The 17,541-nt window shown below is 44.5% G+C and carries 14 protein-coding genes, 1 tRNA gene and 1 riboswitch; of the genes, 9 read left to right on the top strand and 6 right to left on the bottom strand.

From position 1 onward, the window contains the following. The 5 genes from rsxC to R7Q41_RS17795 all read right to left on the bottom strand — a co-directional run. Positions 1 to 2,234, bottom strand: a 2,234-nt coding sequence (gene rsxC / locus R7Q41_RS17815; RefSeq protein WP_318144614.1) for an electron transport complex subunit RsxC, incomplete at its 3' end; no start/stop codon positions are given. A gap of 8 nt (positions 2,235 to 2,242) precedes the next feature. Beyond that, complete coding sequence (rsxB, locus tag R7Q41_RS17810; protein ID WP_005380760.1) at positions 2,243 to 2,839, bottom strand: electron transport complex subunit RsxB; 597 nt, start codon at positions 2,837 to 2,839, stop codon at positions 2,243 to 2,245. Between the two features lie 3 nt (positions 2,840 to 2,842). Next, entirely contained in the window at positions 2,843 to 3,421 is a 579-nt protein-coding gene (gene rsxA / locus R7Q41_RS17805) for an electron transport complex subunit RsxA (protein ID WP_005380762.1), read from the bottom strand. Between the two features lie 305 nt (positions 3,422 to 3,726). After that, positions 3,727 to 6,024 (bottom strand): formate C-acetyltransferase, encoded by a 2,298-nt coding sequence (pflB, locus tag R7Q41_RS17800; RefSeq protein WP_318108853.1) that lies wholly within the window; start codon positions 6,022 to 6,024, stop codon positions 3,727 to 3,729. A gap of 351 nt (positions 6,025 to 6,375) precedes the next feature. After that, positions 6,376 to 6,451: transfer RNA gene (locus R7Q41_RS17795), tRNA-Asn, on the bottom strand. A 559-nt stretch (positions 6,452 to 7,010) separates the two neighbouring features. On the opposite strand from R7Q41_RS17795, the gene uvrB reads away from it, so the two are divergent. The 3 genes from uvrB to luxU all read left to right on the top strand — a co-directional run bounded on the left by uvrB (position 7,011) and on the right by luxU (position 11,080). After that, positions 7,011 to 9,041 (top strand): excinuclease ABC subunit UvrB, encoded by a 2,031-nt coding sequence (gene uvrB / locus R7Q41_RS17790; protein WP_017636056.1) that lies wholly within the window; start codon positions 7,011 to 7,013, stop codon positions 9,039 to 9,041. A gap of 291 nt (positions 9,042 to 9,332) precedes the next feature. Further along, a complete protein-coding gene (gene luxO, locus R7Q41_RS17785) occupies positions 9,333 to 10,739 on the top strand; it encodes a quorum-sensing sigma-54 dependent transcriptional regulator LuxO (RefSeq protein WP_005380768.1) in 1,407 nt (468 codons plus the stop codon). Further along, positions 10,736 to 11,080: a quorum-sensing phosphorelay protein LuxU gene (gene luxU / locus R7Q41_RS17780; RefSeq protein ID WP_213866428.1), complete on the top strand. Its 345-nt coding sequence runs from the start codon at positions 10,736 to 10,738 to the stop codon at positions 11,078 to 11,080. Before luxO ends, luxU begins: the two co-directional genes overlap by 4 nt. 138 nt (positions 11,081 to 11,218) lie before the next feature. Here luxU and R7Q41_RS17775 read toward each other — a convergent pair whose 3' ends face one another. Then, the gene (locus tag R7Q41_RS17775; protein WP_065274717.1) at positions 11,219 to 12,115 is read right to left on the bottom strand and encodes a YvcK family protein; all 897 of its coding nucleotides are present in this window, start codon (positions 12,113 to 12,115) and stop codon (positions 11,219 to 11,221) included. A gap of 175 nt (positions 12,116 to 12,290) precedes the next feature. Further along, positions 12,291 to 12,425: riboswitch (molybdenum cofactor riboswitch) on the top strand. On the opposite strand from R7Q41_RS17775, the gene moaA reads away from it, so the two are divergent. The 6 genes from moaA (at position 12,414) to R7Q41_RS17745 (ending at position 17,442) form a co-directional block, all read left to right on the top strand. Continuing rightward, complete coding sequence (gene moaA / locus R7Q41_RS17770; RefSeq protein WP_318108850.1) at positions 12,414 to 13,403, top strand: GTP 3',8-cyclase MoaA; 990 nt, start codon at positions 12,414 to 12,416, stop codon at positions 13,401 to 13,403. It overlaps the preceding riboswitch by 12 nt. Positions 13,404 to 13,504: 101 nt before the next feature. Next, positions 13,505 to 14,017 carry a molybdenum cofactor biosynthesis protein B gene (gene moaB / locus R7Q41_RS17765; protein WP_005388935.1) on the top strand — a complete coding sequence of 171 codons (513 nt, stop codon included), beginning with the start codon at positions 13,505 to 13,507 and terminating at the stop codon, positions 14,015 to 14,017. A 26-nt stretch (positions 14,018 to 14,043) separates the two neighbouring features. Next, positions 14,044 to 14,523, top strand: a complete 480-nt coding sequence (gene moaC / locus R7Q41_RS17760) for a cyclic pyranopterin monophosphate synthase MoaC (RefSeq protein WP_005380779.1) — start codon at positions 14,044 to 14,046, stop codon at positions 14,521 to 14,523. Beyond that, entirely contained in the window at positions 14,520 to 14,777 is a 258-nt protein-coding gene (moaD, locus tag R7Q41_RS17755) for a molybdopterin synthase sulfur carrier subunit (protein WP_042523112.1), read from the top strand. Before moaC ends, moaD begins: the two co-directional genes overlap by 4 nt. A gap of 1 nt (position 14,778) precedes the next feature. Further along, entirely contained in the window at positions 14,779 to 15,234 is a 456-nt protein-coding gene (gene moaE / locus R7Q41_RS17750; RefSeq protein WP_017821374.1) for a molybdopterin synthase catalytic subunit MoaE, read from the top strand. Positions 15,235 to 15,765: 531 nt separating this feature from the next. Then, complete coding sequence (locus R7Q41_RS17745; protein WP_318108848.1) at positions 15,766 to 17,442, top strand: ABC transporter substrate-binding protein; 1,677 nt, start codon at positions 15,766 to 15,768, stop codon at positions 17,440 to 17,442. Positions 17,443 to 17,541: the final 99 nt, after the last annotated feature.

The following is a 17,541-nucleotide window of genomic DNA, read 5'->3' as shown; positions in this document are numbered from 1 at the left end:
CGAGCAATTGCAGCGGCAACTGCGGCTTTTTTCGGATCGTCGGTTTGCTCGGCAGGTGCGTCAGCTTCTTCCGCTTCGGTTGAGTCTGCTTGCTTCGCTTTGCGCGCTTTGGCTCGAGCAATTGCAGCGGCAACTGCGGCTTTTTTCGGATCGTCGGTTTGCTCGGCAGGTGCGTCAGCTTCTTCCGCTTCAGTTGAGTCTGCTTGCTTCGCTTTTCGTGCTTTGGCACGTGCAATCGCAGCAGCCACGGCGGCTTTTTTCGGATCGTCGGTTTGCTCAGTAGGTGCTTCAGCTTCTTCCGCTTCAGTTGAGTCTGCTTGCTTCGCTTTACGTGCTTTGGCACGTGCAATGGCAGCAGCAACCGCGGCTTTCTTCGGATCGCTGTCTTGCTGTGCAGACGTTTCCGATTCTACAGATTCAGTTGAATCTTCTTGTTGTGCTTTTTTCGCTTTAGCTCGGGCGATGGCGGCCGCAACTGCCGATTTTTTATCATCAGCGTTATTGTCTGGCGTTTCGCCTTGTTCTTTTTGCGCTTTACGTTCGCGAGCAAGACGTTTGCGTTCTTCGCGCAGTTTTGCCATTTCTGAGTTATCAGGTTCACTAGAGCCTGCTTTAGCTGCTGCAGCTTGTTTCGCCTTCGCTTTGGCAATGGCTGCCGCTACGGCGGGTTTTACTGCTGGCTCTGCTTTTTCTGTGGTTTCTGTCTTTTGAGCTTTCACTCGTGCGATCGCTGCTGCTATCGCATCATCGCCGCCAGAAGACTTCATCTCTTTTCGGCGTTGATCGGCAGCTTTCTTGAAGCGATTTTCACGTTCTGCTTTTTCGCGTTCCATACGCGCTTTTTTCTCTTCGAAACGCAGTTTTGCTCGCTCTGCAGCTTCCGCTTCTTGTGTTCTAGTTCGAATTTCTGCTTTCGCTTGGCGGTAGTACTGTACGAGCGGAATTTCACTTGGACATACAAACGCACAAGCGCCGCACTCGATACAATCCTTTAAGTTTAACTCTTCGAGTTTGTCATACTCTTCAGCTTTTGCATGCCATTGCAGTTGTTGAGGCAGCAGCGAAGCAGGGCACGCTTCTGCACATTGGCTACAGCGAATACATTCCATCTCATACTGGTGCGGCGAGATCTCACGACGAGTCGGAGCAAGGATACAGTTTGCTGTCTTGGTAATCGGCACTTGGGAGTGAGGAAGGGTAAAGCCCATCATTGGCCCACCCATAATTAAACGCTGTAACTTCTTATCTGCTTTATAGCCAAACTCATCCAACAGTGCTTGTACTGGTGTCCCTAACAATGCCCAAACGTTGCGTGGTTGTTTGAAGGTTTTACCAGTGAGAGTCACGATGCGCTTTATCATCGGTTCATCGTCGATGACTGCGCGTTTTATAGCGTAAAGAGAACCAACATTCTGAACCAAAATACCAATATCGGCTGGAATCGAGCCACTTGGTACTTCTTTATTGGTTAAAATTTTGATCAGCTGTTTTTCACCACCAGAAGGGTATTTAGTCGGGATAACGCGAATAACGATATCTTTGTTTATAGCCGCAGCTTCTAGCGCTTTGATTGCTTCTGGTTTGTTGTCTTCAATGCCAATAATCGTGAGCTTTGGTGTCAGGATATGTTCGACAATTTCGATACCTTGAATAAGCTCTTCGGCATGTTCTTGCATGAGCTTGTCATCAGACGTGATGTATGGCTCGCACTCTGCTGCATTAACGATAAGAATCTCGGTACGAGCAAAACCTGATTGGATTTTTTTTGCAGTAGGGAAGCCTGCGCCACCCATACCAGAAATACCAGCGAGACGAATAATATCAATCAGTGCGTCAGGGGTTTCTTGTTGGTAATCTGCGACGGGGTTTCTTTCACACCATGCATCTTTCCCATCAGGCGTGATGACTGCGCACAACTCACTTAACCCAGAAGGGTGCGCGACAGTTCGTGGCTCAATCGCGGTGAGCGTACCTGATGTTGGAGCATGCACTGGAACCGTAAAGCCGGTCTCCGATTGCGTTAATGGCTGACCTTTTAATACGTAGTCACCTTCGGCAACCAGTAGGTTACCCGCTTTACCAATGTGCTGTTTTAGCGGCAATACAATTTCTGACGGGATAGCCGCATGAGCGAGCTCAGTTTTGTTGGACTGCTTTTTATTTTCTGCCGGATGCACACCACCTGGGAAATCCCAAAGCGCGCCTGTACGAATTTGTTCAATCAAAGACAACATGTGAAACCTTACTTAATTGAATCTTTCACGTTCGCTGCATTGTCGGCAGCATCCGTAATGTTAAGTACCGGAATGGAGTGAAGTTGCCACTTCCAGCTTTCTGTGGTCGTTGCCACAGGAATCATTTCAATACAATCAGTTGGACATGGGGCAACACACAAGTCACAGCCCGTACATTCGTCTTTGATTACGGTATGGACCGCCTTTGTTCCGCCTACAATTGCATCCACCGGACACGCCTGAATACACTTAGTGCAGCCAATACACATGTCTTCATGAATAAACGCAACGGTTGGAATTTTGCTGTCGAGATCGTGCGCAGATTCTTCTGGCTCAACACCCATTAAGTCGGCGAGCTTTTCGATTGTTGCCTGACCACCAGGGGGGCATTTGTTTATGTGGTCGCCATTTGCAATTGCTTCAGCATAAGGGCGGCAACCAGGGTAGCCACATTGACCGCATTGAGTTTGCGGTAAAATGGCGTCGATTTGATCCACAATAGGGTCCGCTTCAACTTTAAAGCGAATAGAAGCAAAACCAAGTATCGCGCCGAAAATCGCAGCCAGAACCGCTAACGCGATAATCGCAATTAAAATCGTACTCATCGCTTACTTCACCAAACCTGTAAAGCCCATAAAGGCGAGTGACATTAAACCTGCTGTAATCATTGCTATTGATGCACCTTTAAAAGGTACAGGAACGTCGGCGGCGGCTATGCGCTCTCGCATGGATGCAAAAAGTATCAACACCAATGAGAAACCAACAGCGGCGCCGAAGCCGTAGATGATCGATTCAATAAAGTTATGGTTTTCATTAATGTTAAGAAGTGCCACGCCCAATACTGCGCAGTTTGTTGTGATCAGCGGTAAGAAAATGCCAAGCAAGCGATAAAGCGTCGGGCTGGTTTTGTGCACAACCATTTCGGTGAACTGCACCACAACGGCTATCACCAAAATAAAACTCATGGTTCGAAGGTACTCAATACCTAGTGGACGAAGGATGTAGCTTTCCACTAAATACGCACACACTGACGCGAGCGTTAGCACAAAAGTTGTCGCTAAGCCCATACCTATTGCTGTTTCCAGTTTTTTGGACACACCCATGAAAGGACATAGGCCCAAAAACTTCACCAGTACAAAGTTGTTCACCAGCACAGTGCCGACCAACAACAAAACATATTCGGTCATAGTTATTACGTTCTTAAAATCCGATCTTGATATTATCGTGTTTTGTGACACCAATAACAACCAGTGAACGATGTGGTTTTACATATACGATGGAAAAATAGTCGTCTATTTGATCTATTTTGATGAATCAATAAGAAATTGAATCGTTTGCTGAATGTATTGTTAGCGAGAGGATACTACCTATTAATTTTCATCTAATGTGTGATTTTAAAAAAAGCCCGCCTCTCCCAGGTAGAAAAGAGAAGCGGGCAATGCATATTTACAAGCTAATTATTTAAATCTTCTGAGTGCTTGATGGACTATGTTTATATCTTACTTGTGAAAGTACGAGTGATGACGTCTTGCTGTTGCTCTGTCGTTAGAGAGTTAAAACGTACCGCATAACCAGACACTCGAATCGTCAACTGAGGGTATTTCTCTGGATGTTCAACCGCATCCAATAACATCTCTCGGTCTAGAACGTTGACGTTAAGGTGTTGACCACCTTCAATCGCAATGCCCTCGTTGCTTGCTTCGTGATGGAAGTAACCATCCATTAGCGCAGCTAGGTTCTTCTTCTGACTCAAGTCATCTTTACCCAATGCGCTCGGCACAATTGAGAAAGTGTAAGAAATACCATCTTTAGCGTAAGCAAACGGCAATTTAGAAACCGATGCCAGAGACGCAACCGCCCCTTTTTCATCACGACCGTGCATTGGGTTTGCACCCGGTCCAAAAGGCATACCTGCGCGACGGCCATCAGGTGTATTACCCGTTTTTTTACCGTAAACCACGTTAGATGTGATTGTTAAAATCGATTGAGTTGGCACTGCTTCGCGGTAGGTGTGCATCTTCTGAATTTTCTTCATGAAGCGCTCAACTAGATCACAAGCGATGTCATCAACACGGGCATCGTTGTTACCAAATTTTGGATAATCACCTTCGATTTCAAAATCAACGGCGATGCCATCTTCATCACGAACAGGTTTCACGGTCGCGTATTTAATTGCCGCCAAAGAGTCAGCGACAACAGACAGACCTGCAATACCACACGCCATGGTGCGGTGCACGTCGCGATCCATCAATGCCATCAGTGATGCTTCGTAGCTGTAACGGTCATGTGAGTAATGGATGATGTTCAACGCTGTGACGTATTGCGTTGCTAGCCACTCCAACATATTGTCGAAACGAGGCATCAAAGCGTCAAAGTCGAGAATTTCATCTTGAACTTTGTCCACTACCGGACCCACTTGCGCTTTCGATTTTTCATCGATACCACCATTGATGGTGTAAAGCAGTGCTTTTGCAAGGTTGGCACGTGCACCAAAGAATTGCATGTGCTGACCAACAACCTGCGGGCTCACACAACAGGCAATCGCGTAGTCGTCATTGTCGAAATCAGGACGCATTAGATCGTCGTTTTCGTATTGAACCGAAGAGGTATCAATCGACACTTTTGCAGCATATTGTTTGAACGCTTCAGGCAATTGCTCTGACCAAAGAATCGTCATATTTGGTTCAGGAGCAGGGCCCATAGTATGTAGCGTATGTAAGTATCGGAATGTCGTTTTAGATACTAGTGTACGGCCATCAACACCCATACCTGCCATGGCTTCGGTTGCCCAGATTGGGTCGCCAGAAAACAATGAATCGTATTCTGGTGTGCGTAGGAAGCGAACCATGCGTAGCTTCATGATGAAGTGGTCAATCATTTCTTGCGCTTGTGATTCATCAATCAAATCGTTTGCGATATCGCGCTCTAGATAGACGTCTAGGAAAGTCGAAGTACGGCCCAGTGACATTGCTGCGCCGTTTTGCGATTTAACCGCCGCTAGGTAGCCAAAGTAGGTAAATTGGATCGCTTCTTGTGCTGTTTTTGCAGGTAGCGACATATCAATGCCGTATTTCAGACCCATTTGACGAATGTCTTCAAGTGCTTGAACTTGATCGGCTATTTCTTCGCGAAGACGAAGTGTTTTCTCAAGATCGTTGCCTTGTTCTAAGAACGTTTGTGTTGAATTGTATTGTTCTTTTTTGTCTGCTTTTAAGAAGTCGATACCGTATAGGGCGAGACGGCGATAGTCACCAATGATACGACCACGGCCATAAGCATCAGGAAGGCCCGTGATGATGCCGGATTTACGACAGGCTAGAATTTCTTTGGTGTAAAGGTCGAAACACGCTTTGTTGTGAGTTTTACGGTATTCAGTGAAGATTTTTTCAACCGTTGGATCCAATTCGCGGCCATAAACTTCGCACGAGTTTTTTACCATGCGAATCCCGCCATTGGCGATGATTGCACGTTTTAGCGGTTGATCAGTTTGTAAGCCAACGATCTTTTCCAGATCTTTGTTGATGTAGCCTGCATCGTGGGAAGTGATTGTTGAGGGCAAGTCTGTGTCAAAATCAATAGGGGCGTGTGTGCGGCTTTCTTGTTTTATGCCTTCAAGCACTTGGTTCCATAATGCTGAAGTGGATTTGCTAACCTCGGCTAAGAAAGACTCGTCTCCCTCATAGGGTGTATAGTTTTTTTGGATGAAGTCACGAGTGTTGACAGAGTTTTGCCATTCACCAGCAGTAAATCCAGCCCATGCATCTAGCATGTCAGTTGTCGGAATAGTCATAAGTAAATCCCTAAGTTATTGATAATTAGAATGGAGGCGACGAGTAGGACGGAACCATTCTTAACCCTTTTAATCGTATGGATTTATTTGGTATGAGTAAAATGAATGCTTTTCATTTTTTCAATGATTAAATTGCATTAATAATAGATTCAATTGGTTATGATTGTTTTTTGCTAGAAAAGAGACAGAATTAAATGTGTGGTACTGTGAGAACACTATCTATGACAATGTTATGAGTTCTGTAATTTGAACTTATTTCGGTGTGATTTTATGACGCCTAGATTGGCTTAGATTTCATGGCGATTAAGATACAAAAAAAGCCGTGTCTTGCGACACGGCTTTTCTATAATCTGGCTCCTCCTGCTGGGCTCGAACCAGCGACCTGCGGATTAACAGTCCGTCGCTCTACCAACTGAGCTAAGGAGGAATTGCTTTGCTTGAAAGCGGGACGAATCTTACCGAGCACTCAAACTACTGTCAACAGTAAAAAAATACATTTTTAGAAAAAAATATTGAGTTAAGGGCTTTACTTTTCTGTATGGCTTGCCAGTAAAGGCTCGAGGTTAGTTATCCACTAAATTTGTGGATAAGTATGTTGATGAGATCTGGGTAAAGAAAATTGATATGCAACTGAGTTTTTATTTAATGAATCTTTAGTCAGAGTTATGCGTAAAATAAGCAAATAAAACAGAGATTTATCGATGTTAATCAAAAGGTATTCAAAGTGGATAAAAATCAATCTTTTGGGGATAAGAAAGTTTTAAGCTAATTTTTGGGGAAAAGTTGTGGAAACTATAATGTGAAGAATGTGTGTAGCTCTTCAACTAGGGCGAAGTACTATATCAGAGTCACTTTTGTATGGCTATAGCATTCTAGACAAACAAGAAAATTTATTAACAATGATGGTTAAATTCTCGATAGACGTAGATTTCATTAGCTAAGGTGTATATATATACAGCCAAAGCGCAGTAAAATTGAGGAAGGGTATGAGTAAAGTCTATGAATTGGTCTCCGATTATCAGCCGTCGGGCGATCAACCAGGAGCGATCAATCAGTTGCTTGAGGGGCTCGATGCTGGGCTAGCACATCAAACCTTGTTGGGGGTCACAGGCTCAGGTAAAACCTTCACACTAGCGAATGTGATTGCTCAAGCCCAACGACCTGCAATATTACTTGCGCCAAACAAAACGCTTGCTGCTCAGTTATATGGTGAGATGAAGTCATTCTTTCCTAATAATGCGGTTGAGTATTTTGTTTCTTACTACGATTACTACCAACCTGAAGCATACGTTCCCACAACAGATACTTTCATTGAAAAGGACGCTTCGGTTAACGCCCACATTGAGCAAATGCGACTGTCTGCCACTAAAGCTTTATTGGAACGGAAAGACGCTATTATAGTTGCTTCGGTTTCAGCTATCTATGGTTTGGGTGATCCGGAATCCTACTTACAAATGATGCTTCATTTGCGACGTGGAGATGTGATTGATCAGCGTGATATGCTTCGTCGCCTAGCGGAGCTCCAATACTCGCGCAATGATGTTGCTTTTGAGCGAGGGCAGTTCCGTGTCCGTGGCGAGGTGATTGATATATTCCCTGCTGAATCAGACCAAGACGCTGTGCGCGTTGAGATGTTTGACGATGAGGTGGATTGCATCAGTGTGTTCGATCCATTGACAGGCGTGGTGAAACAACGAGACTTGCCGCGCTATACCATCTATCCCAAGACGCACTATGTCACGCCAAGAGATCGCATTCTTGAAGCGATTGAAAATATTAAAGTCGAACTAGAAGTGCGCAAAAAGCAGCTTCTAGATAACAACAAGCTACTGGAAGAGCAGCGAATTAGCCAGCGCACTCAATTCGATATCGAAATGATGAATGAGTTGGGCTTTTGCTCCGGTATCGAAAACTATTCTCGTTATCTCAGTGGACGCTCGGAAGGTGAGCCGCCACCAACCCTGTTTGACTACTTACCTCATGATGGCTTGTTGATCATCGATGAATCTCACGTGACAGTACCGCAGATAGGTGCCATGTATAAAGGCGACCGTTCGCGTAAAGAAACGCTGGTGGAGTTTGGTTTCCGGTTACCTTCAGCTTTGGATAATCGTCCACTGAAGTTTGAGGAGTTTGAAGCACTAGCGCCACAAACGATTTTCGTCTCTGCTACTCCTGGAAATTACGAACTAGAAAAATCGGCGGGTGATGTAGCGGATCAAGTCGTTCGTCCTACAGGCTTGCTTGACCCTGAGTTGGAAGTTCGCCCAGTAGCGACCCAAGTCGACGACCTATTGTCTGAGATCCGTATTCGCGCAGCTAAAGATGAACGAGTTCTGGTTACAACACTGACCAAACGAATGGCTGAAGATCTCACCGAATACCTTCACGAACATGATGTTAAGGTACGTTATTTACACTCAGACATTGATACTGTTGAGCGTGTGGAAATTATCCGTGACCTTCGTCTTGGGGAATTTGACGTGCTGGTGGGAATAAACTTATTGAGAGAGGGCCTGGATATGCCAGAGGTCTCGTTAGTTGCAATTTTGGATGCGGATAAAGAGGGCTTCTTGCGGTCTGAACGCTCACTCATTCAGACCATTGGTCGTGCTGCGCGAAACATCGAAGGTAAGGCGATTCTATACGCTGACCGAATCACCAACTCAATGAAAAAGGCGATGGATGAAACTAACCGTCGTCGCGAGAAGCAGGAAGCGTACAACGAAGAAATGGGTATTTCGCCACAAGCGCTCAAACGAAATATCAAAGACATCATGGAACTTGGCGATATCACTAAGTCTAAACGCCAGCGTAACACTAAACAGGTACCATTATCGAAAGTGGCGGAGCCTTCGCAAACTTACGAGGCACTGTCCCCTCAGCAGCTAGAAAAAGAAATCAGTCGACTGGAGGCGGCGATGTATCAGCATGCGCAAGATTTAGAATTTGAGTTAGCGGCACAAAAGCGTGACGAGATTGAAAAACTACGAGCGCAGTTCATCGCAAATAGTTGAACAAACTTACCGATTTAGCTATCCAAGCATTTTAGGTCGCTTGTAAAAAAAAGAAGCCAATAGGCAGTCGGGTCTATTGGCTTGTTTTGTGAACATATCGTTCACTAACAACGTCAGTTGGCTAGGTGACCCGAGGGGTCACTATCGTTACAGCATGGTTTGTGCCACTTTTTAAATAATTGATATTATTTTTGAATTTTTTCCTTTGCCCATAATTTAGCTAATGTTATTTGCAAAATGCAAAGCGTAATGCGATTATTGTTTAAAACACAACAAAATAATAGCTAGGTTATGCAACAAAAACCCGAAGGCCCAAAGTCTCGTTACCTTTTAATGGTCGAGGACACCGCATCTGTTGCGGCTCTGTACCGCTCATACCTGACACCGCTTGGCATAGATATCAATATTGTCGGCACAGGTAGGGATGCCATTGAGAGCCTAAATCATCGAATTCCAGATCTTATTTTACTCGATCTCCGTCTGCCAGATATGACGGGGATGGACGTTTTACATGCCGTTAAAAAGAGTCATCCCGACGTACCTATAATTTTTATGACCGCTCACGGTTCTATCGATACCGCTGTCGAGGCCATGCGTCATGGCTCACAAGACTTTTTAATCAAACCGTGTGAAGCAGACCGTTTACGTGTCACGGTTAACAATGCAATTCGTAAAGCGACCAAGCTAAAAAATGAAGCCGATAATCCAGGTAATCAGAGCTATCAGGGGTTTATCGGCAGTAGCCAAACCATGCAGCAGGTTTACCGTACGATAGATTCAGCGGCGAGCAGTAAAGCGAGTATTTTTATCACAGGTGAAAGTGGTACTGGTAAAGAGGTATGTGCCGAGGCTATTCACGCAGCAAGTAAACGTGGTGACAAACCTTTTATTGCAATTAACTGTGCTGCAATTCCAAAAGATTTGATTGAGAGTGAACTGTTTGGTCACGTAAAAGGGGCTTTTACTGGCGCTGCGAATGATCGTCAAGGGGCAGCTGAGTTAGCGGATGGCGGCACACTTTTTCTAGATGAGCTTTGTGAGATGGACTTGGATTTACAAACCAAGTTGCTACGATTTATTCAAACGGGCACATTCCAAAAAGTGGGTTCCTCAAAAATGAAGAGCGTGGATGTGCGCTTTGTTTGTGCCACTAACCGTGATCCCTGGAAAGAGGTACAAGAAGGTCGATTCCGTGAAGATTTGTACTATCGTTTGTATGTCATTCCTTTGCATTTACCGCCTTTACGCGAACGAGGCGAAGATGTTATTGAAATTGCATACTCACTGTTAGGTTACATGTCACACGAAGAAGGAAAAAGCTTCATACGTTTTGCGCCTGATGTCATCGAGCGATTCAACAGCTATGAGTGGCCGGGTAACGTTCGTCAGTTACAAAACGTGCTACGCAATATCGTTGTTCTAAACAACGGTAAAGAGATTACGTTGGACATGTTACCGCCACCGTTGAATCAACCGCTTGACCGTCCGTCGTCTGTGGCTAAATTAATTGAGCCGAAAGCGATGACCGCATCTGAGATTATGCCATTATGGATGACGGAAAAAATGGCAATCGAGCAAGCGATTGAAGCATGTGATGGCAATATTCCTCGAGCGGCGGGATACCTTGATGTCAGTCCGTCGACGATTTACCGCAAGTTACAGGCATGGAACGGCAAGGAAGAGCGGCAAAAAGTATGAGTGTAAATGTATTAAATCAGCAAAAAATAGATGAACTGTCGATGGAAATTGGCAGTGACAACGTACCTGTACTGTTCGATATCTTCCTAGGAGAAATGGATACCTATATCGAGAACTTATCCAAACTGCAGGGGGCAGAGCGATTAGCTTACTCAAAAGAAATCAGCCACGCGTTGAAAAGTAGTGCTGCGAGCTTTGGGGCAGATCGCCTTTGTGAACTGGCGATGTCCATAGACAAAAAAGCGAAAGCCGGTGAGTTGACTGCGGAGTCTGAGGAGTTAGAGGCTATGTTCGATCTTTTGCACGAAACTCGAGATGCTTATCGCTCTTGGCGACAGTAACTATTTATTCCTATTAACCATTTTTTCTTAGTAAACATCTGTTCTTACTGGATGCCTGAACTAAAACCCTTCGATGACAGAAGGGTTTTCATTATCAATAAACACCTTAAAAGAGGGCGCTAGCCAGGTAACGTGCTCTTAAATAGAAAGTTGTAGCTGACTTTCAATCGCTAGTTTGAGCTTGTTTCTATCGTGACGCCAGTCTCGGTTAGAGGAGGCGAGTGACTCCGTCACTACATTCCATTGACTTAAGACGTCTTGCTCGGTTTTCTCTGCTAGAACCACGTCTATTTTTCTTCCTTGACAGGCACGTTCACACCATTCTAATTTTTGATCCATCGTCATTCGTCCCGCTGGGCCGTATTCTGGACTCAGGTTAGCAACAAAAATGACTTTTGCTTTTGTGTTTGCTGCAATCGCTTTGCCGAGTTCAGGCAGCAATAAAGGAGGCATGATACTAGTTAAAAAACTGCCAGGGCCAAGAATAATCGCGTCCGCTTCCGCCAAAGCTGTGATGGCTTCTTTGGTAGCAGGCACTTCTGGTGAAAGATCCAAACGTCGCAAGTCTGCTTTCATTTCGTCGACATTTGTTTCTCCCGTAACCCACTTCCCATCTACGGATAACGCGGAAAGATCGGAAGGGTGTTCGGACATGGGAAGGATGTTAACGTCGACTTTTAACATATTGCGAATCAGATTAATGGCATCTAAAGGTCTGACCGATAAGTTATCGAGTGCAGTAAGCATCAAATTACCAAGATTATGACCATCAAGTTCGCCAGTGCCTTTGAAGCGATATTCAAACATCATCGAACTGATTGAAGGCTCTGTAATGAGCTGATTAATACAGTTACGTGTGTCTCCCCAAGCGATTCCTCCTTGGCAGTGACGAATTCTTCCTGTTGAACCACCATTGTCAGTCGTGGCAACAATCCCAGTTGCATTGCTGCCAAAATCTCGTAATGCGGCCAGCATTCGACCTAAGCCATGACCACCGCCAACAGCGACCACTTTTTTATCTGTGTAGATATTCATTATGTTCTTCTAATAATCTAATAAAAAACGGCTACAATTTATCTTAAGGAGTGTCTTAAAGGTACTCACTTAGCGGTAAATTGTGTCTCTAGAGAGTTTTTTATCACTCAAGTCTGGATTCCATTACAAATATTAAGTATTTTACACCGCAAAGCTATCAGAGATTTCATATCTCTGGTTGCCATAACTCCGAGCTCACTATTGCTAAGTCCTTGGATAAGCGTTTTGAGCCAGTGGCATACTGTCACAAGGGCATGATTGGAAATGGCCATGCCTCCCGTGTTTGGAAAGGTGTTCCGTGGCGCAACAATTCGAAGACAAATTTCATCGTAAGTTTTATTACTTGCGTCTGTCTGTGACCGACGTATGTAATTTCAAATGTACCTATTGCCTTCCTGATGGCTATAAGCCTTCGGGCAATAAAAACTCGTCTTTTTTATCTCTCCCTGAAATCAAACGGGTCGTAAAAGCATTCGCTGATTGTGGCACGTCAAAAGTGCGCATCACTGGTGGTGAGCCTAGCTTGCGCAAAGATTTCACTGACATCATTCATTCTGTCGCAACGACGCCAGGCATCAAAAAGGTGGCGACGACGACCAACGGCTACAGAATGGCGAAGCAAGTTGCAGACTGGCGTGAAGCCGGTTTAACAAACATCAACGTGAGTGTAGATAGCCTTGACCCGCGTATGTTTCATCAAATCACAGGTGAAAATAAGTTTACTGAAGTCATGAATGGTATCGAACGTGCGTTCGAGGTCGGTTATGAGCAAGTAAAAGTTAATGTGGTGTTGATGAAAGATCTGAACCATCACGAGCTGCCAGCGTTTCTTAACTGGATAAAAGATCGTCCAATCCAACTGCGTTTCATTGAGTTGATGCAAACGGGTGAGATGGATGAGCTATTTAATAAGCACCATGTATCCGGAGTTGCAATTCGTAACCAGCTAATTGCAAATGGTTGGTTGCTGAAAGTACGCTCGCATAATGATGGTCCTGCGCAAGTATTTGTTCATCCTGATTACAAGGGTGAAATAGGTCTTATCATGCCTTATGAAAAAGACTTTTGTGAAAGCTGCAACCGACTGCGCGTTTCTGCGATGGGTAAGCTGCACCTATGTCTGTTTGGAGACTACGGTGTAGAATTGCGTGATCTTTTGGAACGTGATGAGCAAGAGAGTGAGCTTATTGAACGTATCCAGGCGCAGTTACAAACCAAGTCGGTAAGCCATTTCTTGCATGATGGCAATACTGGTATGACGCCACACCTCGCGTCTATCGGCGGCTAACTTCATTCAACTTTTAGAGCGAGCTTAGTGATAAGCTGGCTCTAACTTTTTCCGAATCGATACCAAGCGTATCAAAGCTAATTAAGAGAATAGGTGAAGAAATGGGTCACGCTGAAAGCAAATTCCAACCTGCAAATATTGCCGTTCTAACGGTATCTGACACTCGTACTGAAGAAAACGATACCTCTGGTCGTTACCTAGCTGAGCATGCTCAAGAAGCGGGTCACAACGTAGTAGACAAGCAAATTGTTATTGATGACATGTACAAGATCCGCGCGATTGTTTCTCAATGGATTGCTGATGAAAGCGTACAAGCGATCATGATTACTGGCGGTACAGGTTTCACCTCACGTGATAGCACGCCAGAAGCACTTAAGCCTCTATTTGATAAAGAAGTTGAAGGTTTTGGTGAGTTGTTCCGTATGGTGTCGTACGAAGAGATCGGTACGTCTACGATTCAGTCTCGTGCGATTGCTGGTTTTGCTAACCACACCGTGATCTTCGCAATGCCAGGTTCAACTGGTGCGTGCCGCACAGGCTGGACAAAAATTATTAAACAGCAGTTGGATGCAAGTCATCGCCCTTGTAACTTCATGCCACACCTATCTGTATAACCTTTCCTAAAAGCGAAGGAAAAACAATGACCCAATTTACACATATCAATGCTTCTGGCGAAGCAAACATGGTTGACGTGTCAGCAAAAACGGAGACGGTTCGTGAAGCTCGTGCTGAAGCATTTGTTCACATGGCCCCAGAAACACTTCAACTGATTGTCTCTGGCCAGCACCATAAAGGTGATGTATTTGCGACGGCTCGTATTGCTGGTATTCAAGCTGCGAAGAAAACCTGGGATTTGATTCCACTTTGTCATCCGCTACTACTCTCTAAAGTTGAAGTTCAACTGGAAGCTATCGAAGCAGAGAACAAAGTTCGCATCGAATCAGTATGTAAACTTGCGGGTAAAACTGGTGTGGAAATGGAAGCGCTCACGGCAGCTTCCGTTGCTGCTCTAACGATTTACGATATGTGTAAAGCAGTACAAAAAGACATGGTCATTGGTCAAGTTCGTCTATTAGAGAAAACGGGTGGTAAATCTGGTCACTTTAAGGTGGAATCATGATTAAAGTACTTTTCTTTGCTCAAACTCGCGAGCTGATTGGCATCGACAGTGTTGAGTTAGACGGGCCGTTTGAAACGGTTGAATCAATTCGTGCACATCTAGTGGAAGAAGGCACTAAGAAAGATGGCAAGTGGGATTTAGCACTCGAGTCAGGAAAGCTACTTGCTGCAGTGAACCAATCTATCGTCCCTCTGGATACACAAGTAAAAGCAGGTGATGAAGTTGCGTTTTTCCCGCCGGTAACTGGGGGTTAAGATGGATTCTCGTGTTTCTGTACAAATTGAAGACTTTTCGGTTGAGCAAGAATATCAACGTCTATCTGAAGGGACGGCTGCCGGCGCTGTCGTTACATTCGTTGGTAAAGTTCGAGATATGAACCTTGGGGATAATGTGATTGGTTTACATCTAGAGCACTATCCGGGGATGACAGAGAAGAGCTTGAGCGACATTTGCGATCAAGCTGAGTCTCGCTGGCCACTATTAGGTGTACGCGTGATTCATCGCGTCGGAGACATGGATAGCGGTGATCAAATTGTATTTGTGGGCGTTTCCAGTGCGCACCGCGGCGCGGCATTTGATGCGTGCGAGTTCATCATGGATTATCTGAAAACCCAAGCTCCATTTTGGAAAAAAGAGCGTACGACGAATGAAGATCGTTGGGTTGAGTCGCGCGACACCGATCATCAAGCTGCACAGCGTTGGGAAAAATAGAACTAACCCGCATTCTAGTGAAAAAAGCTAAGTGCTAATGGTACTTAGCTTTTTTTGTATTTATCTTCATTGTATTGCTCACTTTGTTTCAATATTTCCTATCTTTTGTCTGGTGATATTCTTCACAATAAAAGTTTTTTGCCCAATATATAAACAATTATTTGTTAGACTTGATTTGTCATAAATGTTAAATGATGTGTAAATATCTAGCATAAGATGCTAGTAAATGGTTTAAACTCAGATTAATCGAAAGTTTCGCCTGTTAAATGTCGCTTCTGGTCTTTATTTGGCTGGTGAATGCTTTGGGGTTAGAGTTTACTGCTAGATATGTGTGGTTTAGTCAGCATTATTGGTTTTTTTGCTACATTTTTATGGCAAATTACTTCAATGATTGCTAATGTGTGCCGCAGTCTTTGTAAGGTTTTAGACTTTTGTGCTCAGAAAGTGCACTAAAAAAATCTAAAACTCTGACCGTTCCAGGCCCTTACAAAGAAGTCATGGATGCTAACGAAAAAATTTGGAGTTTTACGCATGTATAAGAATAAAATCACGCGCGCTTTATTTATTGGTGCTGGTCTTTCTCTCGCTCTAGCTGGTTGTGGTGAAAAGCCTGCGGAGAAACAAGCTGCTGAGCCTGCTCCGGCTCCAGCCCCTGAAGCTAAATCTGATTCTAAAGAGCCAAAACTTGCTGCTGTTCAAGAATTGGTGCGTGGTAACGGTACAGAAGTTGCGACAATAGACCCTCATAAATCTCAAGGTGTTCCAGAATCCCACGTGATTCGCGATCTTCTTGAAGGCCTTGTAAACCAAGATGCGGACGGTAACACTATCCCTGGTGTTGCAGAATCTTGGGAAACTGAAGACAACAAAACATACACTTTCCACTTACGTGAAGACGCAAAATGGTCAAACGGTGATCCTGTCACTGCAGGTGATTTCGTTTACAGCTTCCAACGCGCAGTCGATCCAGCAACCGCCTCTCCATATGCTTGGTACATGGAATACACCAAGATGAAGAACGCAAAAGACATTGTTGCGGGTAAAAAAGATAAGAGCGAGTTAGGTGTTAAAGCGGTTGACGATCACACGTTAGTGGTTGAGTTAGATACTGCAGTACCATATTTTGTAATGATGATGGGCCACACGACAGTGAAACCTGTTCATCAAGCAACTGTTGAAAAGTTCGGCGATCAATGGACGAAGCCAGAGAACTTTGTAGGTAACGGTGCTTATGTTGTTGACAACTGGGTTGTAAACGAGCGTTTGGTTCTAAAACGTAACGAACAGTACTGGGACAACGAAAACACGACGCTTGACCAAGTTACTTTCCTACCAATCGAGAACCAAGTAGCGGAAATGAACCGCTTCCTAGCGGGTGAAATCGACTTCACGAACGAGCTGCCTACAGAGCACTTCAAGCGTCTGAAGAAAGAGCACCCACAAGAAGTGTCTGTAACCGGTAACTTATGTACTTACTACTACATCTTCAATACGAAGAAAAAGCCGTTTGATGATGTTCGTGTGCGTAAAGCGATTTCTTATGCGATTGACCGTAACATTGTGACCGATGCGATTTTAGGTCAAGGTCAAAAGCCAGCTTACTTCCTAACACCTGAAATTACGGCAGGTTTCAACCCAGAAATTCCTGCATACGGCAAAATGACGCAAGAAGAGCGTAACGCAGAAGCTGCGCGTCTATTGGAAGAAGCGGGTTACGGCGCAGACAACCCTCTTGAATTTAACCTTCTATACAATACATCAGAGAACCACAAGAAACTTGCGGTTGCACTGGGTTCAATGTGGAAGAAGACACTTGGTCTAGACGTTACGCTAGAAAACCAAGAGTGGAAAACTTACCTATCTACCAAAGATTCTGGCAACTTTGAGGTTGCTCGTGCAGGTTGGTGTGGCGACTACAACGAAGCTTCATCTTTCCTAACGCTGATGATGAGTAATAACACTACTGGTGGTATTCACTACGACAGCAAAGAGTACGATGCGATCATGAACAAAGCATTTGCTTCAACTTCTAACGAAGAGCGCCAAGCACTTTACCTAGAAGCAGAGAAGTTGATGGCAAAAGATATGCCAATCGCACCTATCTACCAGTACGTGAAATCACGTCTACTATCACCGAAAGTTGGTGGCTTCCCAGTAAATAACGCGGAAGACAAGATTTACTCTAAAGATCTCTACATCACAGAGTAATTCGTAACTCGATAGAACTATAAAAATGAGGCCCTACATGTGAGAAATTGCATGTAGCGCCTATCTTTAGTCCAAAAGAATTGGACGACTTCTTTAATT

Source organism: Vibrio sp. 2096, from assembly GCF_033339595.1.
Classification (GTDB): domain Bacteria; phylum Pseudomonadota; class Gammaproteobacteria; order Enterobacterales; family Vibrionaceae; genus Vibrio; species Vibrio alginolyticus.
The sequence above is the reverse complement of the archived record's forward strand: the minus strand, read 5'-3'. Positions and strand labels throughout refer to the sequence as shown.

What these genes read in the sequence shown, in the direction of transcription:
- rsxB (WP_005380760.1), bottom strand. Translation starts at nt 2,839, where the DNA reads ATGAGTACGATTTTAATTGCGATTATCGCGTTAGCGGTTCTGGCTGCG.
- rsxA (WP_005380762.1), bottom strand. Translation starts at nt 3,421, where the DNA reads ATGACCGAATATGTTTTGTTGTTGGTCGGCACTGTGCTGGTGAACAAC.
- pflB (WP_318108853.1), bottom strand. Translation starts at nt 6,024, where the DNA reads ATGACTATTCCGACAACTGACATGCTAGATGCATGGGCTGGATTTACT.
- uvrB (WP_017636056.1), top strand. Translation starts at nt 7,011, where the DNA reads ATGAGTAAAGTCTATGAATTGGTCTCCGATTATCAGCCGTCGGGCGAT.
- luxO (WP_005380768.1), top strand. Translation starts at nt 9,333, where the DNA reads ATGCAACAAAAACCCGAAGGCCCAAAGTCTCGTTACCTTTTAATGGTC.
- luxU (WP_213866428.1), top strand. Translation starts at nt 10,736, where the DNA reads ATGAGTGTAAATGTATTAAATCAGCAAAAAATAGATGAACTGTCGATG.
- R7Q41_RS17775 (WP_065274717.1), bottom strand. Translation starts at nt 12,115, where the DNA reads ATGAATATCTACACAGATAAAAAAGTGGTCGCTGTTGGCGGTGGTCAT.
- moaB (WP_005388935.1), top strand. Translation starts at nt 13,505, where the DNA reads ATGGGTCACGCTGAAAGCAAATTCCAACCTGCAAATATTGCCGTTCTA.
- moaC (WP_005380779.1), top strand. Translation starts at nt 14,044, where the DNA reads ATGACCCAATTTACACATATCAATGCTTCTGGCGAAGCAAACATGGTT.
- moaD (WP_042523112.1), top strand. Translation starts at nt 14,520, where the DNA reads ATGATTAAAGTACTTTTCTTTGCTCAAACTCGCGAGCTGATTGGCATC.
- moaE (WP_017821374.1), top strand. Translation starts at nt 14,779, where the DNA reads ATGGATTCTCGTGTTTCTGTACAAATTGAAGACTTTTCGGTTGAGCAA.
- R7Q41_RS17745 (WP_318108848.1), top strand. Translation starts at nt 15,766, where the DNA reads ATGTATAAGAATAAAATCACGCGCGCTTTATTTATTGGTGCTGGTCTT.